A 19,842-nucleotide genomic window follows, 5' to 3' on the forward strand; every position below is an offset into this window, starting at 1 on the left:
TCTGGAGATACCGATATGCAGTTCTCGTTTCCTCCGCGCAGCAGCCGGGGCGCGGTCATGGGCTTCACCTGGTCGCAGATCGTCATGGTCGCCTCCGGCGTGTTGTGCGGGGTCACCGGCGTCAACCTCCTGGTATCCGGTCACCGGTGGGCCGCGGTCGGGCTCCTGCTCGTCGCTGCGGTGCTGTGGATCCTGGGGCTGGTCAGGTTGCGCGGGCGGCGGGTCACCGAGTGGCTCCCGGTGATCGGCGGGACGCTCGTGCAGCGGGCCGGGCGGCAGGACCGCTACCGCGGCATGGTCTTCGCCGCCGCCGGCGGCGTCGCCGAGCACCTTGATCTGCCGGGCCCGGGCGCCGGGTACCGGTGGCTGCCCGCGATTGCCGGCGACGGCACGACCCATGTCGGGCTCCTCGCCCACGCCCGGGAGCGGACCGTCACCGCGGCGCTGCTGTGCCACGGCGCCAACTATCTCCTTGCCGACACGGCTGTGCAGGAGCAGCGGCTCGTCGACTGGGCCGGTGTACTGAACATCCTCGGCACCGAGTACGCCGACCTCGGCCTGGTCCGGTGGGCGCTGACTACCCGCGCCGTCCCGGACACCGGCAACCGCGCGCAGCGCTACCTCGCCGACCGGGCGATCGACACCACCAGCCCCGCCTACCAGTCCCTGGCCGAGCTGACCGCGGCGGCCGGGCCGTCCGCGCAGCGGCACGAGACGTTCGTCGCGGTCGTGTTCGACGTGGCGCGGATGTCCGGGGAGATCGCCGACGCGGGCGGCGGCGACGCCGCGGTCGCCGCGGTGGTCCTGGACAAGCTCGCCGGGATCGAGGCCACCGTGTCCGAGGCGGGTGTGAGCACCGGCGGGTGGCTGAGCCCGCGCGCCTACGCCGCGGTGCTGCGCTCCCAGTTCGACCCGGCCGACCAGGCCGAGCTCGACCTGCGCGGCACCAACGCCGGAGTGCCGGCCGGGGTGGCGCCGCGGCTGGCCGGCCCGGCCGCGGCCGAGACGGTCGGGTGGAGCGCGCTGCGGCACGACTCCGGGTTCTCCCGCACGTTGTGGGTGGCCGAGATGCCCCGCACCCTTGTCGGCGCGACCTGGCTGACCGGCCTCTACACGAGGGTCACCGGCCGGCGGACCGTCACCCTCGTCGCCCAGCCGATCCCCGCCGCCCTCGCCAACTTGGCCGCCCGCCGCGAACAGGTCGCCCGCGCCGGCGACGAGCTCACCAAACGCAAACTCCGGCTCGTCCGCACGGCGCGGGAGCAGGAGGAGGCCCGGTCGGTCGCGCAGATCGACCGGGAACAGGCGGCCGGGCACACCCGCTACCGCTACGCCCTGCTCGTCACCGTCACCGCCGCGACGATGGACGCCCTCGAGCAGGACTCGCGGACGGTGAAACGGATCCTGGCCCGGGCCGGCTGCGAAGCCGTGACCCTGTACGGCGAGCAGGACCAGGCGTTCCTGGCCGGGGCGCTGCCGCTCGGCCGGGGCCTGGCCCCCGTTCGCGGCTGGTGGGCGGCATGACCCGCCGCACGGACCGCGTCCGGCTGCGCCGGGAGACCGGGTTGCGCGAGCGGGTCACGGCCCGCGCCGAGACCCGCGACCTCGCCGCCGCCGAACGCGCCCTGGAACGGCAGCGGGCGGCGATCGGGCGGGCGGAGGCGAAGCTGCTCGGACCGCCCCGGGCCGACCGGCGCGGCGGCTTCGGCCGGGCCGCGGGCCGGGTCGGGTGGCCGCTGCGGCTGCCGCCGCTGGTCACGACGAGCGCCCAGCTGTGCTCGGTGTATCCGTTCGTCGCCGACCCGGGGCTGCCGGTCGACGGGCCGCTCGTCGGCTTGGAGGTGTTCTCGCGGGCGGCGTTCACGTTCTCCGTCCACGAGCTCTACCGGGCGCGGTTGATCACCTCCCCGAACGTCGTGGTCACCGGGGAGATCGGCTCGGCGAAGTCGAGCTTGCTGAAGTGCCTTGCGGCGCGCGGGGTGCCGTTCGGGACCCGCTGCTACGTCGTGGACGTCAAAGGCGAGTACGACGGCCTCGCCGACCTCATCGGCGTCCGTCCGGTCCGGATCGGGCCCGGCCTCGGCACCATCATGAACCCCCTCGCCGGCATCCGCCGCGACCCGAACCTGCCGGTCGAGCAGTGGCTGCAGATCCAGCGCACCCGCCGCCTCCTGCTCCTGGAGGGCCTCCTTGAAATCCAGCTGGGCGGGCCGCTGCAGGAGGCCGAGCGGGCCCTGATCGGCTACGCCATCGACGCGGTCACCGGCGCCGACACCGCCGTCGACCCGGACCGGCAAGCGACACCAACCCTCTCGACGGTCCTGGACGCGATGGGCGACGCCGACCGGTGGCAGCACCAGCTCCAGCGCCTCAACTATCAGCTCGAGCAGTTCGTTGCCGACTCCCGCCGTGTCCGCCTCACCCTGCAACGCCTCGTCACCGGCGCCCTCGGCGGCCTCTTCGACGGCGCCGGCACCGGCGCCGGAACCCGCCTCGACTTCACCCAGGCCGGCGCGGTCCTCGACCTGCGGGCCATCCGTACCTCCGACCAGATGACGGCGATGGCGATGAGCTGCGCCCAGGCGTGGCTGGAGGCCGAACTGTCCCGCCCCGACGCCCCACCGCGGATGTGCATCTACGACGAGTTCGCCTTGGTCTCGCGCCATTTGCCGCTGGTGCGGCGGATGCGGGAACAGCTGAAGCTCGCCCGGGCGCTTGGTGTCGTCAACATCCTGGCGTTCCACCGGTTCTCGGATTTGGCGGCGTCGGGGTCCGCGGACTCCGAGCAGGTCCGGATCGCCCGCGGGCTGATCGAGGACACCGGGGTGCGGATCTCCTACCGGCAGGCCGCCGGCTCTCTGGAGCAGGCGCGGGAGTTCCTGGGCACCACCGACGTCGAGACCGACCTGCTGCGCTACCTGCGCCAGGGCGTCGGGCTGTGGCGGATCGGCACGCGGCCGTTCGTCGTCAAACACCAGCTGTCCACGGCGGAGCGGGCGATGGTCGCCACCGACAGCCGGATGGAGACCGTGCCCGGCGTCGACGACCTCCCCGACCTCGCTGCTGAGGGCGGTGGCCCGGACCGTCGGCGGCGTTCCGCCGCGCCGACCTCGGGCGCCGCGGCCGGCGACGAGGAGCCTCGGCCTGCGGCCGCACCGATCGGGGTGGCGTGATGCAGCGGCCACCGCTGTCCGCGCCCGGCCGGCAGCTGCCGCAGCGCGGCTGGACCCGCGCGGACCTGTGGACCCGTGGCGGGCTCCTCGCCGGGATCACCGTCCTGGCGGTCTTCGCCGGGTGGACGCTGTGGCTGGCTGGCCAGCTCGGCGGGGTCCTCGCCCACGGCACCTGGCCGGCCGCCGGCCCGGGCGACGCGGCCGGGATCGTGCTAAGAGTTCCTAACAAAGATAGTCGATGACCCACTGGTGTCCTTTGTAGACGTTCGTCTACCATGCTGAGCTGTGCGGCGTGGTGAACAGCCGCCGTGGATCGTGCCCGATGGGCTGTGGCAGCGGATCGAGCCGCTGCTGCCCAGACATGTCCCACGCGATCCACGGCGACCCGGTCGGAACCGGATCCCGGATCGGCAGGTGCTGTGCGGGATCTTGTTCGTGCTGCATACCGGGATCCAGTGGGAGTTCCTACCCCAGGAGCTCGGATTCGGCTCCGGGATGACGTGCTGGCGGCGTCTGGAGGAATGGAACCGCGCCGGGGTCTGGCAGCAGCTGCACGAACTGCTCCTCGCCGAATTGCAGGGCGCGGGGAAGCTGGACTGGTCCCGAGCGGTCATCGACTCCTCCCACGTCCGCGCCGCCCGGCGCGGCCCAAAAGCGGTCCGAGCCCGGTCGACCGCGCCCGAGCGGGCTCGAAGCACCACGTCCTGACCGAGGGCGCCGGCATCCCCCTGGCCGTCTCACTGACCGGCGGCAACCGCAACGACGTCACCCAACTCCTGCCGCTGATCGACAAGGTCCCACCCGTGCGGGGCCGCCGCGGCCGGCCCCGCCAACGCCCCGACGAGGTCTTCGCCGACCGCGCCTACGACCACGACAAGTACCGCCGAGCGGTACGGGCCAAGGGCATCCGCCCCCGCATCGCGCGCCGCGGTCAACCGCACGGCTCCGGCCTCGGCGTGTTCAGGTGGGTGATTGAGCGGACGATCGCTTGGTACCACGGGATGAAACGACTCCGCATCCGGTGGGAACGCCGCGACGACATCCACGAAGCCTTCCTTGGCCTCGCCACCTGCATCATCACGTACCGACACGTCGTGCGACTTTGTTAGGACCTCTAAGCCTGCCCGGTCACCTCGGCGACCCGGCTGCCGCCTGGCCCGCCCCGGCCCGGCCCGTGCTGCCGCCGCCGTGGCTGCTCTACCTGCTGTGGACCGTCCTGTTCGGCGCGCATCTCGGCGCGCTGATCACCGGCGGGGTCCTGGCCGTGCGGCGGTTCGCGCGGCGTACCGGGTTCGCCGGCCGGGGTGAGGTCGACAGGCTGCTGTCGGCCGCCGCGGTCCGCGCCCGCACCGACATCGTCCGGCCCGGCCTGACCGTGACCGACCGCGACACCCCAGCCGAGGCCGCCGCCAAGACGGCGCGCCGCGGCGACCCGCTCGAGACGGGCCGGTTCCTCGGCGTCGACACCCTGACCGGCCAGCCCAGGTATCTGGCCAACGAGTACAACCGCCTCGCGATGGGCGTGCCCCGCTTTTCCGGCAAGACCTCGAGGATCGTGATCCCGGCGATCGTCGACGCCCGCGGCGCGGTCATCACCACCAGCACCCGCCTGGAAACCGCCGAAGTCACGTTCGCTCGCCGCAACGCGCTGGGGCCGACGTTCGTGTTCGAGCCGCGCGGGACGCTGCCCGGGGTGCCGCGGCTGCGCTGGTCGCCGCTCGTCGGGGCCGAAGACCCGACCGTCGCCTGGATCCGCGCCGCCGGGTTCGCGGCCGGGGCCGGGCTGAGCAGCACGGTGGAGAACGGTGAGTACTTCCGGCAGCAGGCCGCGATGCTCATCCGGGCACTGCTGCACGCCGCGGCGATCGACGAGCACGCAACCATGATCGACGTCCTGTCCTGGGCGCAGACCCCGAGCAACCCCCGCGCCGAACGGATCCTGCGCCACCACGGGGTGCACGCCTGGGCCGACCGGCTCGCCCTGCACCGCGAGTCGTCCGGCCGGGGCCGGGAAAGCATCCAGGCCGTCGTCTCCGGCGCCCTGGACGCCGTGTCCGACCCGCGGGTCCTGGCCACGGTCAGCCCGCCCCGCGGCGAGCAGTTCGACCCGCTGCAGTGGCTGGCCGAGTGCGGCACCCTGTACCTGGTCGGCACCCGCGACGCGCAGGCCAGCGTCGCCCCGCTGCTCGCCGCGATCAGCGAAGACATCCTCTACCACGCCCGGGAGCAGGCGTTCGCGTCGCCCGGCGGCCGGGTCGAACCGGCGCTGTACTACATCGGGGACGAGATCAGCAACATCGCCCCGCTGACGTCGCTGCCGTCGCTGATGTCGGAGGCCGGCGGGTCCGGCGTCGTCCTGGACGTCCTTGCCCAGAACCGGCACCAGCTCCACGAACGCTGGGGCCGCGCCGGCGGCCAAGCGATCGAAGCGTCCGCCAACTGCATCCTGCACCTCGGCGGGTCCGCCGACGTCGCCGCGCTCCGCGACGCCCAGGCCCTGGCCGGACAGGTCCGCGAGGTGTCGTCCTCGCACAGCTGGGGCGGCGGCCGCGCCAGCGTCTCCGAACAGGTCCGCCGCGAACCCGTCCTTGACCTCGCCGAGCTGCGCACCCTGCCCGCCGGGCGGGCGGTCGCCCTCATCGGCAACCTGCCCCCGCTCGAGCTCACCATCCCGGCGTGGTACGAACGCGACGACGCCGCGCGGCTGCGCGAGGACCAGGCGGCGTTCCGGCGCATGCTCGCCACCGCCAGCCCCACCCAGGGCGGGGGCCGGCCGTGACCGGGGAGCCGTTCGCCTTCGACCTGCCCGACGACGCGCCGCCGGACCTCCGCGCGGCCGCCCTGCTCGGCGCCGGCTTGGCCGAGGTCCGCGGGATGCTCGCCGACCTCGCCGAAGCGCACGTCGCCCTCAGCCGGCAGGTCGCCGAACAACACCAGCAGCGTGAGGGCCCGGCGGCGGGCGCGCCGACGCAGCTGCGCTGGTCACAGCTGGACCGGCCTGGCGCGACCGCGTTGTGGCTGTGGCTCATCGACTGGGTCGGCTGGCTCAACCGCCGCTTCGGCCTGACCGCCGACCTGCCGGCGTGCTGGCCCGCGCACCCACCGATGGTCGAGGAACTCACCGCCCTCGCCGCGGCCTGGCACGCCGCCTACGACCCGCGCGCCCACCCCGAATCACCGCTGCGCTGGCTCGAGAACTTCGCCCGCACCCGGCAGCGGCTGCGCGGCTGGGACGTCAACCGGTGCCGCAACGGCACCCACATCCCACCCGCCACCGACCTGGCCTGGCCGGACGGCTGGCGGGACACCGCCCTCGACACCGCCCACGCAGACCTCGCCGGCCGACCGATCCCCGCTGCCCCGCAACCGACGGCGGGCGAGCCCGGCGTGGCGGGCGCAGGGGGTGGGCCGTCATGAGCCAGCCAGCCCCGGTCGCGTCGAGGGCCGATTGGGACGACGTCGTCGTCGCCGTACAGGAGACGGTCGACGACATCCGAGACATCGCTGCCGAGTTCCGGCAGCGCAGCGCCGACCTGCGACAGGAGCAGACCATGACCGACCCCGACCACGACTATGAACTCGAGGAACAGCAGCTCGACGACGACCGACGCCGCGACGAGGAACTCGACGCGCAAGACGACGGCCGCGTCGACGGCCGGTACGACGCCGACCTGGACGCGTCATGACGACCGTCACCGAACCACCCGCAGCAGTGCCGCCCGAGCACGCGGACCGGCCGGCCACGGAACCGTCGCTCGACCGCGTCCGGTACGGGCAGACCCTCGACAAGGTCGAGGCAGGTCTGGACGGGATACACCAAACGTTGCACCGCAGCCGCCGCGTCCCGGCCGCCGGCCGCGCCCGGCACCTGACCGAGCTGCACACCCAGCTGCGGGCCGTTGCGCAGCTGCTCAACGCCGCGCAGGGCGGCTGGCCGCCGCCCCCGCCGCCCGACGAGGCCCCATGACTGCCCACCCCGGCCGGCGCCTGGTGACCGTCAGCATCCTGCTGGCGGTCACGGCCGCCGCCCTCACCGCCTGCGGCCGGGCCGGCCAGCGGCCGACGACACCACCAGCTACCGCGACGACCGGCGTTGCGGGCACGACCGCACCGGTGGAGGCGGACGACGATGGCGATGACGGCGCGCAGCCGGACACCTCGGCGGCACCGGACCCGGCGGCGCTCGACGTCATCACCGCGTTCGCGACCGCCTGGACCCGGCCCGACCTCGACCAGCAGCACTGGTACACCGGCGTCGCCCGGTACGCTGCGCCCGCCTACGCGGCCGAGCTCGCCACCGTCGACCCGGCCATGGGGCCCGCCACCCGCATCACCGGCCCGCCGACCGTCACCAGCGCCACCACCGACGCGGTCGTCGCCGCCGTCGGCACGGACGCCGGGCCGATCACCATCACCTGCGTGCGCTACGACAGCCGCTGGCTCGTCGTCGACGTGCAGCCGCCCGAACCCCCCGCTGGGGCGATGTCATGAAGTGGGCCGCCGCCGTCGCCGTGGTCGTCCTCGTCGTGTGTGGCTGCTGCGGCCTCGTGGTCTTCCTCGGCGTCACCGAAGCCAGCGCCTGCGCCCCCATCCTCACCGGCGGGGTCACCGTCCGCACCGACGGGCTGCATGACGTGGGACCGTGGCGGGCCGACCCGCAGGTCCGCAACGCCGCGATCATCGTCGGCACCGGCCAGCAGCTCAACGTGCCGGCCCGCGGCTGGGTCATCGCCGTCGCCACCGCCATGCAGGAGTCGTCCCTGATCAACACGCCGGGCGGCGACCGCGACTCGGTCGGCCTGTTCCAGCAGCGGCCCAGCCAGGGCTGGGGGAGCCGCGAGCAGCTGCGCGACCCCGTCTACGCCAGCACCCAGTTCTACCGCAAACTCCTCACCGTCAACGGCTGGGAACAGATGCCGCTCACCAAATCCGCCCAAGCCGTGCAACGCAGCGCCTACCCGAACGCCTACGCCAAATGGGAACAGGACGCCGAACGCGTCGTCGCCGACGTCACCAGCGCCGCCACGATCGACGAACTGCCCGGCGCCTCCCTGGCCAACTGCGACAGCAGCGCCGCCCCCGGCAACCCGTCCGCCTCCGGGTGGGTCCAGCCCGTCCCCGGCAACATCGTCTCCCCGTACGGGCCGCGCGGCGGCCGGCTGCACGCCGGCGACGACCTCGCCGCGAAACGCAACGATGTGATCGTCGCCGCAGCGGCCGGAACCGTGAGCTACGCCGACTGTGACCGCCACACCGGCAACTGCGACATCGACGGCAGCCCCAGCACGCCCGGCTGCGGCTGGTACGTGGATGTCAACCACGGCTCCGGGATCGCGACCCGCTACTGCCACATGGTCCGCCGCCCCGACGTCTACGTCGGCCAGCACGTGCAAGCCGGGCAACGGATCGGGCTCGTCGGGACCTCCGGCCACTCCTCCGGACCCCATCTGCACTTCGAGGTCCATGAGGGCGTCGACTGCCCCAGCGGCCAGCGCTGCCAAGTGGCCAACGCGAACTCGCGGGATCCCGCACCGTTCATGGCCGCACACGGCGCACCGCTGGGAGGAACCAGATGTAGGTTCTCAGTGAATCTTGCACTTTCTCATCGACCTGTCACTCGATCTGTCACTTCGCGACATTTCGATGAAGTAAGCGCCGCAGCGGATACCTTCTGCGGGCATCTACCGGCGTTAGCGCCGCGTACGTCGGGCTTTGATCGAGATGCTGCCCACCCAACCGACGACGACGTTGTTGACGTAGTCATAGACGGTCCATGCCCCGACTGTGCTGTAGGCGTAGTTGGGCAGCAGTGCGGCCAGCCGGTCGAACAGGTTCTCGGCGCTGGTGAACGCTTCTGCTCGGGTCGGCGCTATCGGCTTCGCCTGTGCCGTGACGTGCACGAAGTCGGAGCTGACTGTCACCTGCCAACCCCAGACGGCGCCATGCGACACCCCGGGGTCGTACACGCCTTGTCCTTGCGCGTCGAGTTCATGGTGATCCTGCGTGCTGAGTGCGAGTTCGCTCAGGGTTGCGTCAAGCTGGTCGGTCAGCGGCGTCATAGCTGCGCCTTCCTGGCGTTGATCGCCGGTCGGTCCGGCGGTTACGGATATTGCCGGATGTCGAATTGGACACTACGTCACCCGGCATGGGTGGGACGTGGTTGTCTTTCTGCGCCCCGGCAGTGTCGGCCTGGCGTGGGGGGCACGTGCGCTCGCGTGACACCGACGTGTGCACAGCCCGAATCCGTGGTCACGGGCAGTGCGCCGCTCGACGGGCGGCGACGAATGGACGGGTCGGCGTGGCTCAGCGAGCTGGTGGTTCCGTTGGTCGACTATCCGGGCATGCCTACGAAGATTGAAGATCGCCGTTCCTCGGCGCTGGTGAGATACCGTCCTGCGGCTGGTGACGAGCTGGTCAGCGCGACCGTCGCCAGGGTATCGCTGGAGGCGCTACTCGCCGCCCGTCCGGTGCGCGAGTTCCGGTGGTATAAGGGCCGCACCTTCTACTCCGGTTGGTACTGGTCGGCCACGACCGGTGGGCTTGTGGCCTACGAGAGTCGCCTGGAGTTGGCGAGGATCCTGCTCGCTGACTTCGACCCTGGCGTTTGCGGGATGGTGGCGCAGCCGTTCCAGCTCGAGGAGGTGGTCGGCGGCAGGCGTCGCCGGCATGTGCCGGATCTGCTGCTACACCACTGCGACGGCCGGGTCACGGTGGTGGACGTGAAGCCGGCGCACCGGCTGGCGGACCCGGTCATCGCGGCGGCGTTCGCCTGGACCGCGGAGCTGATGGGCCTGCGGGGCTGGGCGTTCGAGGTGTGGTCGGGCGTCGACCCGGTCGTGCTGGCCAATGTTCGGTTCCTGGCGGGGTATCGGCGATCGTCCACGATCGACGCCCGGTTGTGCGCACCGGTGCTGGAGTTGGTTGACGGCCAGGTCAGCGTCGGTGGTCTGGAGCGGGCGGCGCGGTTGATCGCGCCGCAGGAGCACGTGCGGCCGGTGGTGCTGCACCTGCTGTGGTCACACCAGTTGAGGTGCGACTTGTCGGTCGCTCTTGGCGGCGGATCGCCGATCTGGCGGGCCGAGCAGCGCGCGGGGGTGATCGCATGAACGGCTCTGTCGTCAGCGTTCGGATAGGCGCACAGCTGTTGTTCGACGGCGATCTGGTGCAGGTCGTGGCGTTCGACGGCAGCGGCGTGACGGTGCGCAACGAGCGCACCGGCCAGTTCCAGGCGCTGACGCTCGGTCGACTGGTGGCCGGCTGCACTGCGGTCGACGCACCGGGCGAGACGCTCGCCGCGGGCAGCGTCGGCGCGGTGCTGGCCGGGTTGACGAAGGCGCAGCGCGACCAGGTCGCCGCACGCGCCGGGCATGTCCGCGAGCTGTTGGAGCTCGATGGTTCTCGGCTGCGGGATCGGCTCGCGGCCAAGGCGGCGGAGTTGGGTCTGTCGAAGCGGACGTTGCAGCGGTGGATTGCGGCCTACCGGCGCGATGGCGAGGCCGGTCTGGTCGATACCCGGGTGATCGCCGGGTTGGGCAGCCGGGTGGACCCGCGGTGGGATGACGCGGCGCGGGCGGTGATGGCGGCGAAGGTGACCGATTCGACGCCGACGCGGGCCGCGCTGCTGACCGCGGTGTCGGCGCTGCTGGCCGAGCAGCACGGCGCGGGTGTGGTGGTGCAGCCGTCGACGGCTACCGCCTACCGCCGTCTGGCCGAGCTTGCGAAGGGCACGAACGCCGTCGCGGGCAGCGCGAAGGGCCGCCGGTCGATCGCCGATCGGCCGCAGGGCGTCTACGGCCGGCTCCGCGCGACCCGGCCGGGGGAGTACGTGGTGCTCGACACCCAGGACCTGGACGTGTTCGCGATGGAGCCGGTGACCTGCCGGTGGGTCCGGGCGCAGTTGACGGTCGCGCAGGATCTGTTCACCCGCTGCATCGTGGGGTTGCGGGTCACGCCGGTGTCGACCAAGGCGGTCGACGTGGCCGGGGTCCTCTACGAGGCCGTTGCCGGGCGGTCGGAACCGGCCGCCTGGCCGCGGGAGGCGGCCTGGCCCTATCACGGCGTCCCGGAGACGGTCCTCGTCGACGACAGGACCACGCCGGAGCCTGTCTGCGCGCCGGAGACGATCGTGGTCGATCACGGCAAGGTGTTCCTGTCCGGGCATGTCCGGGCGGTTTGCACCCGGCTGGGGATCTCGATCCAGCCGGCGCAGCCGCACAAGCCGACCGACAAGCCGACGGTCGAGCGGTTCTTCCGCACCCTGCGGGAGGGTCTCGTCCAGCATCTGCCGGCCTACAAGGGCCCGGACATCTACTCGCGGGGCGAGCGGCTCGAGGACGAGGCGTTCCTGTTCCTGCACGAGCTGCAGGACGTGATCCGAGAGTGGGTCGCGACCGTCTACCACCGAGCGAAACACGACGGTCTGACCGTCGCGGAGTGGCCGCAGGTGCAGCTGTCGCCCGCGGAGATGTTCGCGGTCGGAATCGGCAAGGCCGGGCTGCTGCGCATCCCGGCCACGCCAGAGCTGGCGCTGGACTTCCTGCCGGTGGCCGCCCGTTCGATCCAGCACTACGGCGTCGAGGTGCACGGGCTGCCCTACAACGGGCCCGCGCTGGACGGCTACCGCAACGCCCGCAGCCCCTACGGCGGCGTCCTGGCGGGCAAGTGGCCGATCCGGGTGAACCCGGACGACGTCCGGCACGCCTGGTTCCAGGACCCGGCCGACCAGCAATGGCATCGCCTCGACTGGGAGCACGAGCCGATGCTTGGCACGCCGTTCTCGGCCGAGGCCGCCGCGCACGCCCGCCGGCTCGCCGCTGGGGGCGCCGGCGGCTTCGACCCGGCGAAGGCCCTCGCCGAGCTGCTGCAGCGGTGGGACACCGGCCTGGTCACCGAACGGCGGGAACGGCGCATGGCGGTGCGGCTGGCCACCGAGTACGCCGCCCTCCCGGCACCACCACGGCCGGCGGCGCTGCCGCGCACCGGGGCCGAGCCGGTCGCGGTGGTCGACGGCGACGACGATGACGAGGCCGACCTGGACGGCGGGTTCTACGACGACGCGTTCGAGGTGCTCGGATGGCCGGGACCGCGCTCTACACCCTGTCGCGCAAGGAAGGCTGGCGCCGCTGGACCGACGCGGCGTCGCGGGTCCGCCCCGAGCTGCTGACGCGCCGGCAGCTGGGCCGGCTCGGCGCCGACGCCCGCGCCGATTTCGACGACGCCCGCCACGACTGGCACGCCAACTTCGGCACGATCAAGACCCCGCAGCTCGCGGCGATCCACGACGAGCTCGACCAGATCGTGGCGACGAACCGGCAGGACCCCGACCGGGTCCGTGGCGCTGCGGTCATCGACGCGCTGCCTGGCCTGGGCAAGACCACGATCGCGAACACGTTCGCCCGTGACTTCGACCGCGCTCAGCGGCGCCGGCACGGCGAACGCACCGGCGACGGGCACGAGCACCTGCCGGTGTTCCGGGTCGGGCTGACCTCGCGGACCACGCTGCGCACGCTCAACCGGATGATCTGCGAGTTCTACGGTCATCCCGGCACCGACCGCGCCAACGCAGCGCAGCTGGCCAGCTTCGCCGTCGACTGCGTGCTGTCCTGCCACACCCGGATCGGGATCATCGACGACCTGCACTTCATCGACCCGAACCGCCGCGACGGCGTCGACGTCTCCAACCACCTGAAATGGCTGGCCAACGAACTGCCCGTCACGTTCATCTACGCCGGCGTCGGGCTCGCCGAGCGGCGTCTGTTCGCTGAAGGGCTCACCGGCGACAGCGCCGTCATGGCCCAGATCGCCCGCCGCTGGACCCGCCTCGAGCTCCCCCCGTTCCACGTCGCCGACCCGGCCGGCCGCAGGCACTGGCGCAGCCTGCTCAAAGCGACGGAATGGCAACTCGTGCTCGCCGACGCCCACCCCGGCATGCTCACCGACCTCGACGACTATCTGTTCGCCCGGGCCACCGGCCACATCGGCTCGTTCATCACCCTGATCACCCGCGGCTGCTACAAAGCCATCCGCACCGGCGCCGAGTCCCTCACCCAGGACCTCCTGGACACCATCCGGATCGACGAAGCCTCCGAAGCTGCCCGCCACCAGCTCCAGGCCACCCTGACCGGTGCCCGCCGGCCCGGTCGGCCGCCCGCGTCGCGACCCGCCCCGGCGGGCACGTCCACGGTGGTGCCGCGGTGAACACCGCGAACGCGACGCGCGCAGCGCGGACGCTGCCGCTGCGGATCGACCTCGGCGACGGTGAGGCCATCGACTCGTGGCTGCTGCGGCTGGCGCACCGCAACGGCATGCCGCTGCGCTGGCTGACCACCGCGCTCGGGTTCGGTGACCGGCTCGCCGTCTGGCGCAACTACGCCCTGACCTGGAAACTGCCGCCGGAACTGCTGCGGCGCATCGAGTCACAGACCGGCCTGCCCGCCGGAGCCCTCGAGGCCGCGGTTCTCGACCAGTTCGACCGGCTCGGCTGGCGGCCCATCCCCGGCTCGCGGTTCTGCCCGGCCTGCCTCGCCGAGTTCGACGGGCGGTGGCCGATCCGCTGGCAACTGCCCTACACCTTCGCCTGCCCGACCCACCACACCCTGCTCGCCGTGCTCTGCCCGGCCTGCCATCGCACCCCACGCAGCCTGATCTCCGAACGGTCCGGACTCGCCCCGCCCACCCGCTGCACACTCGGCACCACCCGCCACGCCTCCGCCTGCGACGGCGACCTGCAGACCCACCCGATCCTCCCGCTCGACCCGGCCGATCCGCGGCTGGCCACCCAGGCCTGGATCAACACCCGTCTGGACCGCCTCGACGACGCTGCGGTCACCGACCTGCGCGACCTCGACGCGCTCGCGTCGTGGTTCCTGCATCGCATCCAACCCGCCGAACTGCAGCACCTCGGCGACGACACCGCCGCCGCGCTCATCACGCACCGCAACGGCATGCACGGCCTCAAACGCCACCCACCGACCGCCGGGCTGATCGCCGCCGCGATGGCCACCCACGCCGTCAGCGTCCTCACCGCCGACGACCGGGACCGCGCGGAACGGGTCATGCCGTTGCTGCGCAACGTTTATACCGCCCACCGGCCCGTCCAGCGCGGTGACGGGGACGGGCCGCCCGCGCGCGGGCCGATGCTGTCCCAGCGACGCCTCGACCGGCTGTCCGAGCCGCTGCGCCGCGCGATCCTCACCGCGATCGACACGCTGCTACCGGCCGGGGAGCGGCTGCGTTACCGCACCTGCACCACCACACCACGAACACCCGGTGCCCGCGCCGCGGCCGACCGGGCCCGGCACGTCCCGCAACACCTCTGGCCCGACTGGCTGGTCCGGTTCCTGGCACCCCGAGGTGCGCACGTCGCCGAGGTCGCCGCCAACATCCCCAAGGCGCTGCTGATCCCCGGCAACCCGGCCCGCAACCTCCACGCCGCCGCCGAGCTCGGCCCCTGGCGCTCCAGCACCGGCGTCTTCCTCACCACCACTGCCCGGCACCACCCCGAGACCCTAATCGCGATCTGCGCCCTCGCCGACTACCTCGACGAGCACGGATCACCGATCGACTACCGCCGCCGCCGGACCACCTTCACCGACATCACCCTCACCCAGCAGCAATGGCACGACCTGTCCTACCAGGCCGGCACCGACCCCGGCCGAGCAGGCCGCCACCTCGCCGCCCGCCGCTACCTGTTCCAACTGCTCACCGGCGCCGACCTCACCAACCCCCAACACCAACTCGCGATCACCAGCAGCGTCGCCCGCACCGCACTGCAGCAGTTCAGCCGCACCATGACCACCGCATTACGCGACGCCCTGGACCGCCATGCCACCGAACTGCTGCACGCCGCCGGCATCGACGAACCACTCATCTGGAGCCCACCCGCCGACTGCGTCGCCGGGCTCGTCCTGCCCGGCCGCGAACCTCGCGACATCGACCTGGCCACCGCCCGGACGCTCCTCGACGTCGAGCACCTCGCCGTCGCCACCGTCGCGCGCCGGCTCGGCGTCACCGCCGAGCACGTCCGCTACGCCCAACAGCAGTTCCACCGGCCCCCGCCGGCACTGCGATGGAACTCGCGAACAGCGGCCCGCCAAGCACGGGACCGGGCGGCGGCCGAGCTCACCAAAGCGTTCTTCGACCGCGAATACCACCAAGCCGGCCGCACCCTCCGAGACCTCGCCGACGCCATCGGCATCCCATACCAAGTTGTCGCCGAACGCGCCCGAGCCCACGCCGTCCCGGTCGGCATCCGTCGGAAGAAGTCCGTCAGCGAACTTCGCAGCAAGCCGGACAAGGCACCAACCCTCCGGACAGCCGCCCCAGCACGGTCCCGCATCACGCCGAGACCACCACGCGAAACCAACCCCAAGAACCAGCGGGTCCGCATCGACCCCGACTGGCTCCGCGAACAAGCTGGCGCGCTACGCCGCCCGAACACAGACATCGCCAACGAACTCGGCCTCAGCCACGAAACCATCCGCAGACACCGCCACCGCCTCGGCATCCCCGCCCGCCCCTCCGGCGGCGCCGGCCACGCCGTCAACACCCGCCGCCACCCCGCCCTACCCACCGACCTCCGCCGCGCCGCCGAAGGCCAACGCCACGGCTGGCAACGACTACGCCGCTTCGAACAGACCGCCGCCCACCCCAGCATCAACGCCGCCGCCCAGGCCCTCGGCCTGCACCAACAAAACCTGTTCCACCAACTCGACCGGCTCGAACACGACATCGGCGCCGCCCTCATCCACCGCACCAACAACCGCCACCAGCCCATGACCCTGACCCAGCGCGGCCAACGACTGCTCCAACAACTCGCCCGGCCCAACATCCGACACCTTCTCAACCTCTACGCCCCGCCGACCCAGACCAAGCCACGACGACTCAAGGCCATCGAGAAACGACAGATCGATGAGAAGAAGCAGGCGATAAACCGATGAGAAGCAGCAGCCAAGAGCCAGGTCAGACAGCGTCAACCCACAAGATCGACAGGAACGTACGCACAGACACCGGGGAAGCGCACCCACGATGACCACGACCCGCCTCAACGAGACCGGCAACAGCCAAGCATCGGCATCGCGCACCTCAACGCGGGGGCAAGCAGGACTGCATAACGAACTCAGCCCACGGGCTACCACTCAGCTGCAACTGAACCGTCACCACCCGGCCGACACCGTCGGCCGTGACGACATGCAGGGCTACCGGAACCGGCCTCACCGCCGCATCATCCGAACACCACACGGTCGCCGTCACCGGAAACCAGTCGGTCGCACCCGGCGCTATCCGCCGCTGCCCCTTGACCCTGAAGTCCTCGCTGTCGGCCACGACCGAAACATCAACCGGCAGAGGGCCGCCATTCACAACGGCAACCGTGCCTTCAATCGTCACGCTGGTCTGCCAACCGCCACCCGACTCGAGCTCGGCCACCGCAGCGAACAAGGAGACCACGGACGCGTCGCGGCTGCGTTGTTGCGCAACCGTCCACTGCCATCCACCCGCCGCGCCCGCCAGAGCCCCAAGCACGACCAACGTCACGACGCCGAAGACCGGCACCTTCGCCGTCGCCAGCCGTCGCCAACGACGCCACGGCCCCGTCGCCGACCGCGCCGCAAGTCCACACTCCACGTCAAGATCGATAACGCCGTCCGGAAGAGACCGGCCCACTGCATCGCGCACCGAACCAACGTATCCAGGTTCGGACAACCGGCCGACATGACGGCGGAACTTGCATGCTCAACGCGGCAGGTTGGCAGTCCTGCGCCATCTCCTGCCAACGCCCGACCAGATCAACCTTCACGGCCACTGCACGGCGCGCACCGTCAGCCGCGACCACCGACAACACAACCGGCAACGGCTGCTGCTCGACGCCATCCGACCACGCAATTTGGACACTCACCGAAAACCGCGCCGTCGCGACCGCAGCGACCCGCTGCTGACCCCAGACGAGAAGTCTCCGCCCGAAGAACCCGACGCCTCAACCGGCAGTGCGTGTCGAGCGGTGCGGTCCAGATCTCGGGCAACTCGCCCACCGGCGCCCGGCAACTCTCCACCACGCGTCGCGCTGCTGCCACGCACGCCGAGACAAGCAAGGTCAACAAGAAACTGACAGATCGATGAGAAGAAGCGGGCGACAAACCGATGAGAAACCACCCGCAAAGACCAGGTCAGCAAGCATCAGCCCGACAAGATCAACGGGAACCTACACAGATTGTAGGTTCCCAATGAATCTTGCACTTGCTCATCGGTCTGTCCCTCGGTCTGTCACTTCGCGACATTCCGTTGAGAAGCGGTCGGCGCGTGGGTACTCAACGCGGCAATTGGCAGTCGTGCGCCACCATCTCCTGCCAGCGCCCCGCCAGATCAACCTTCATCTCCACCGCGCGTCGAACGCCGTCGGCCGTGACCACCACCAACGCCAGCGGCAATGGCCGCTGCTCGACGCCGGCGGAGCACGTAATCCGGACATTCACTGGAAGGCGCGCAGCGGTGGCCGCGGCGATCCGCTGCTGACCCCACACCAGAAAATCTCCGCCTCCAGGACCCGGCACCTCGACCGGCAGTGGGCCCCCGTTGGCGACCGCCACGCTTCCGTCGATCGAGACCCTGCCGTTGGACATCTCGATCGACGAAAGATCCGCTACCGCAATAAACAACGAGACTCGCGCCGACTCCATCCTTCGCTGCTCCCACTGCGCCCAGGCGCCCCCGGACGCCGCTCCGATCAACCCGGCTATCAACACCAGCACCACAACGCCAGACGCGGAAACCCTCAACGCCGCCCAACGCCGCCGCAGCCCGGCAGGCCGTCGCAACAACGAGTCGTCAACCACAACAAGATCAATATGTCCGCTCGGCAGAGCCTGGCCATCCGGACCGCTTGCACTGTCTCGTCGCACAAGCCGAACCTGTTCCTTCAATTCGACCGGCTCGAACACGACATCGGTGCGACGCTCGTCCACCGCGCCGAGAACCGCTACCAGCCGATGACCCTGACCGCATGCGGCCAGCGACTCCTCGACCGGCTGGCCCGACCCGATATCCGGCAACTGCTCACCCGTTACGGTGCGCTGCCTCACCCGAGCCCCGAGCAGCCCAACGACATGACGAAAGCGGCAGATCGATGAGTCCGCCGTTGTCGCCCTGGGGCGCCGCGAGCCTACTTCCACAGGTCGCGGGGCGGGTTCTCCAGCAGCCGCCCGTTCGCGTCGTACTCCAGGAACTGGCCATACGCGAGGTTCTCGCCGCTGAAGGCGAACACTCGCTGACCGTCGCCCAAGTCCATGATCGGCACGAAGTGGATCGGTGCTCCGGGCGCGGTCCGCATCCCGAGCCGGGCGACCTGGGCGCTGACCCACCCGTTGACGACGTGGCGCCGCCCGTCCGAGCCGATGCCGTAGTTGAGCAGCAACTGGCCGCCAAACGTCATGTCGCACGGGCTGGGATCGCAGGTCACGGTCATGCCGGAGAACGTGTCCCGGGTCTCGTCCAGCGAGAACATGCGCAGGTCAGGATCGCTGCTGGCCGGCAGCGGCAGCACCGCGAACACGAGCAGACCAGCCGCGACCAGCCCTGCCGTTCGCGCCACGGCCACGCGACGGGCGACCGGCGCGGGGTCGCTGCGCCGATGCCGCACGAACGCGCCGAAGCCGACACAGCACACCGCCGCGGCGCCGAGCCCTCGGGCGTTGTCGAACAGGTACTGCAGTCCCGGGGTCGGGACCAGCTCGAACGCGACGTTGCCCAGGTTCAACGTCATGGCCACGACCAGGAACACGCCGAACGCCCACCGGCTGCCGCTGGCCGAGGCGACCAGCAGCATGCCGGCCAGCACGGTCCAGACCTGATGATGCGTCCACGAGACCGGGGAGGCCGCGATCGTGGCACACCCGACGAGCACCGCGGCATGGACCAGATGGCCCTGGCCGGCGAGCCGCCGGGCCTGCCACAACGCCAGGCCGCAGATCACCACGACCAGGCCGGCCCAGATCAACGGCCTGTCCTGCTGATCCACGCCGGCCCGGACCAGCAGCGCGTTCAACGACTGGTTGCCCAACGAGGCCAGGTCACCGATCCGGGACGTGGTCAACATCGTGCGGGTCCAGAACTGCCAACTGTCCGCCGGCAGGACCACCGCGGCGAGCACACCAGCGCCGACGAACGCCGCCACAGCCCGCAACGCGTCCTGACGCCGGCCGACCAGCACCAGATAGACCACGAACAACAGCGGCGTGAGCTTGACCGCCGCCGCCACCCCGATCAGGATCCCGCGCCACCTCGGCGGGAGGAACTCCAGTGCATCCACCAGCGCGAGCAGCACCACGAACACCGAGACCTGACCGAACCGCAGGTCGCTCTGCACCGGCGCCGACAGGATCAACACCAACGCGGCCGCCGCGGCGAACAGGCCACGACGCTCGCCGCTGTCGGGCCGCCGGCTCACCACCACAGCGATTCCCGCGACGGCGACGCAGACGGCGCACAACCACCCGACCTGGACCACCTGCTCCGGCAGCCAACCGGACGGCCAGAACACCAGCGCGGCAAACGGCGGATACGTGAACGGATCCCCGTTCGCGGCCGCGTACTCATACAGCGGATGACCGCCCTGAGCCCACCGCACCGCCCCCCGATACACCTGCAGGTCAGCGAGGCGATCAAACGCCGGACGACG

At 71.4% G+C, this 19,842-nt stretch carries 16 protein-coding genes and 1 pseudogene; 14 read left to right on the plus strand and 3 right to left on the minus strand.

Annotation, left to right across the window (positions count from 1 at the left end):
• Nucleotides 1–15 precede the first annotated feature (15 nt).
• The 14 genes and pseudogenes from ACQEVU_RS11260 (at nt 16) to ACQEVU_RS11325 (ending at nt 16,111) form a co-directional block, all read left to right on the plus strand.
• A complete protein-coding gene (locus ACQEVU_RS11260) occupies nt 16–1,524 on the plus strand; it encodes an SCO6880 family protein (RefSeq protein WP_433322668.1) in 1,509 nt (502 codons plus the stop codon).
• Entirely contained in the window at nt 1,521–3,173 is a 1,653-nt protein-coding gene (locus ACQEVU_RS11265) for a hypothetical protein (protein ID WP_433322669.1), read from the plus strand. The genes ACQEVU_RS11260 and ACQEVU_RS11265 overlap by 4 nt, the downstream gene beginning before the upstream one ends.
• On the plus strand, nt 3,173–3,415 hold the full coding sequence (locus ACQEVU_RS11270) for a hypothetical protein (protein WP_433322670.1): 243 nt from the start codon (nt 3,173–3,175) through the stop codon (nt 3,413–3,415). The genes ACQEVU_RS11265 and ACQEVU_RS11270 overlap by 1 nt, the downstream gene beginning before the upstream one ends.
• 70 nt (nt 3,416–3,485) lie before the next feature.
• Nucleotides 3,486–4,282 (plus strand): IS5 family transposase gene (locus ACQEVU_RS11275; protein WP_433334894.1). Its coding sequence is split into 2 segments (ribosomal slippage): nt 3,486–3,825 and nt 3,825–4,282, totalling 798 coding nucleotides; the frame shifts between segments, so codons are not numbered across the junction.
• Nucleotides 4,276–5,952 (plus strand): type IV secretory system conjugative DNA transfer family protein, encoded by a 1,677-nt coding sequence (locus ACQEVU_RS11280; protein WP_433322671.1) that lies wholly within the window; start codon nt 4,276–4,278, stop codon nt 5,950–5,952. The genes ACQEVU_RS11275 and ACQEVU_RS11280 overlap by 7 nt, the downstream gene beginning before the upstream one ends.
• Nucleotides 5,949–6,590 carry a hypothetical protein gene (locus tag ACQEVU_RS11285; protein ID WP_433322672.1) on the plus strand — a complete coding sequence of 214 codons (642 nt, stop codon included), beginning with the start codon at nt 5,949–5,951 and terminating at the stop codon, nt 6,588–6,590. The genes ACQEVU_RS11280 and ACQEVU_RS11285 overlap by 4 nt, the downstream gene beginning before the upstream one ends.
• Complete coding sequence (locus tag ACQEVU_RS11290) at nt 6,587–6,859, plus strand: hypothetical protein (RefSeq protein WP_433322673.1); 273 nt, start codon at nt 6,587–6,589, stop codon at nt 6,857–6,859. Before ACQEVU_RS11285 ends, ACQEVU_RS11290 begins: the two co-directional genes overlap by 4 nt.
• Nucleotides 6,856–7,140, plus strand: a complete 285-nt coding sequence (locus ACQEVU_RS11295) for a hypothetical protein (protein ID WP_433322674.1) — start codon at nt 6,856–6,858, stop codon at nt 7,138–7,140. Before ACQEVU_RS11290 ends, ACQEVU_RS11295 begins: the two co-directional genes overlap by 4 nt.
• On the plus strand, nt 7,137–7,664 hold the full coding sequence (locus ACQEVU_RS11300) for a hypothetical protein (protein WP_433322675.1): 528 nt from the start codon (nt 7,137–7,139) through the stop codon (nt 7,662–7,664). Before ACQEVU_RS11295 ends, ACQEVU_RS11300 begins: the two co-directional genes overlap by 4 nt.
• A pseudogene (locus tag ACQEVU_RS11305) lies at nt 7,661–8,737 on the plus strand (M23 family metallopeptidase); the annotation flags it as partial. The gene ACQEVU_RS11300 and the pseudogene ACQEVU_RS11305, both read left to right, overlap by 4 nt.
• On the plus strand, nt 8,711–10,279 hold the full coding sequence (locus ACQEVU_RS11310; protein WP_433334896.1) for a TnsA-like heteromeric transposase endonuclease subunit: 1,569 nt from the start codon (nt 8,711–8,713) through the stop codon (nt 10,277–10,279). The pseudogene ACQEVU_RS11305 and the gene ACQEVU_RS11310, both read left to right, overlap by 27 nt.
• A complete protein-coding gene (locus ACQEVU_RS11315; protein ID WP_433322676.1) occupies nt 10,276–12,336 on the plus strand; it encodes a helix-turn-helix domain-containing protein in 2,061 nt (686 codons plus the stop codon). The genes ACQEVU_RS11310 and ACQEVU_RS11315 overlap by 4 nt, the downstream gene beginning before the upstream one ends.
• Nucleotides 12,246–13,370, plus strand: coding sequence for a TniB family NTP-binding protein (locus tag ACQEVU_RS11320; protein WP_433322677.1), 1,125 nt, complete (start codon nt 12,246–12,248; stop codon nt 13,368–13,370). The genes ACQEVU_RS11315 and ACQEVU_RS11320 overlap by 91 nt, the downstream gene beginning before the upstream one ends.
• Nucleotides 13,367–16,111: a TniQ family protein gene (locus ACQEVU_RS11325; protein WP_433322678.1), complete on the plus strand. Its 2,745-nt coding sequence runs from the start codon at nt 13,367–13,369 to the stop codon at nt 16,109–16,111. The genes ACQEVU_RS11320 and ACQEVU_RS11325 overlap by 4 nt, the downstream gene beginning before the upstream one ends.
• Before the next feature lie 145 nt (nt 16,112–16,256).
• On the opposite strand, the gene ACQEVU_RS11330 is transcribed toward ACQEVU_RS11325, so the two are convergent.
• The 3 genes from ACQEVU_RS11330 to ACQEVU_RS11340 form a co-directional block, all read right to left on the minus strand.
• Nucleotides 16,257–16,847 (minus strand): hypothetical protein, encoded by a 591-nt coding sequence (locus ACQEVU_RS11330; protein WP_433322679.1) that lies wholly within the window; start codon nt 16,845–16,847, stop codon nt 16,257–16,259.
• Nucleotides 16,848–17,476: 629 nt separating this feature from the next.
• A complete protein-coding gene (locus ACQEVU_RS11335) occupies nt 17,477–18,247 on the minus strand; it encodes a hypothetical protein (RefSeq protein WP_433322680.1) in 771 nt (256 codons plus the stop codon).
• An 80-nt stretch (nt 18,248–18,327) separates the two neighbouring features.
• The gene (locus ACQEVU_RS11340) at nt 18,328–19,791 is read right to left on the minus strand and encodes a glycosyltransferase 87 family protein (protein WP_433322682.1); all 1,464 of its coding nucleotides are present in this window, start codon (nt 19,789–19,791) and stop codon (nt 18,328–18,330) included.
• Between the last annotated feature and the right edge of the window lie 51 nt (nt 19,792–19,842).

Origin of the sequence: Dactylosporangium sp. CA-139066, from assembly GCF_050936175.1 — a bacterium.
Taxonomy (GTDB): Bacteria; Actinomycetota; Actinomycetes; order Mycobacteriales; family Micromonosporaceae; genus Dactylosporangium.

Excerpts from the sequence above, each read along its gene's own strand:
- ACQEVU_RS11260 (WP_433322668.1), top strand. The coding sequence starts at position 16 with ATGCAGTTCTCGTTTCCTCCGCGCAGCAGCCGGGGCGCGGTCATGGGC.
- ACQEVU_RS11265 (WP_433322669.1), top strand. The coding sequence starts at position 1,521 with ATGACCCGCCGCACGGACCGCGTCCGGCTGCGCCGGGAGACCGGGTTG.
- ACQEVU_RS11270 (WP_433322670.1), top strand. The coding sequence starts at position 3,173 with ATGCAGCGGCCACCGCTGTCCGCGCCCGGCCGGCAGCTGCCGCAGCGC.
- ACQEVU_RS11290 (WP_433322673.1), top strand. The coding sequence starts at position 6,587 with ATGAGCCAGCCAGCCCCGGTCGCGTCGAGGGCCGATTGGGACGACGTC.
- ACQEVU_RS11295 (WP_433322674.1), top strand. The coding sequence starts at position 6,856 with ATGACGACCGTCACCGAACCACCCGCAGCAGTGCCGCCCGAGCACGCG.
- ACQEVU_RS11300 (WP_433322675.1), top strand. The coding sequence starts at position 7,137 with ATGACTGCCCACCCCGGCCGGCGCCTGGTGACCGTCAGCATCCTGCTG.
- ACQEVU_RS11310 (WP_433334896.1), top strand. The coding sequence starts at position 8,711 with ATGGCCGCACACGGCGCACCGCTGGGAGGAACCAGATGTAGGTTCTCA.
- ACQEVU_RS11315 (WP_433322676.1), top strand. The coding sequence starts at position 10,276 with ATGAACGGCTCTGTCGTCAGCGTTCGGATAGGCGCACAGCTGTTGTTC.
- ACQEVU_RS11320 (WP_433322677.1), top strand. The coding sequence starts at position 12,246 with ATGGCCGGGACCGCGCTCTACACCCTGTCGCGCAAGGAAGGCTGGCGC.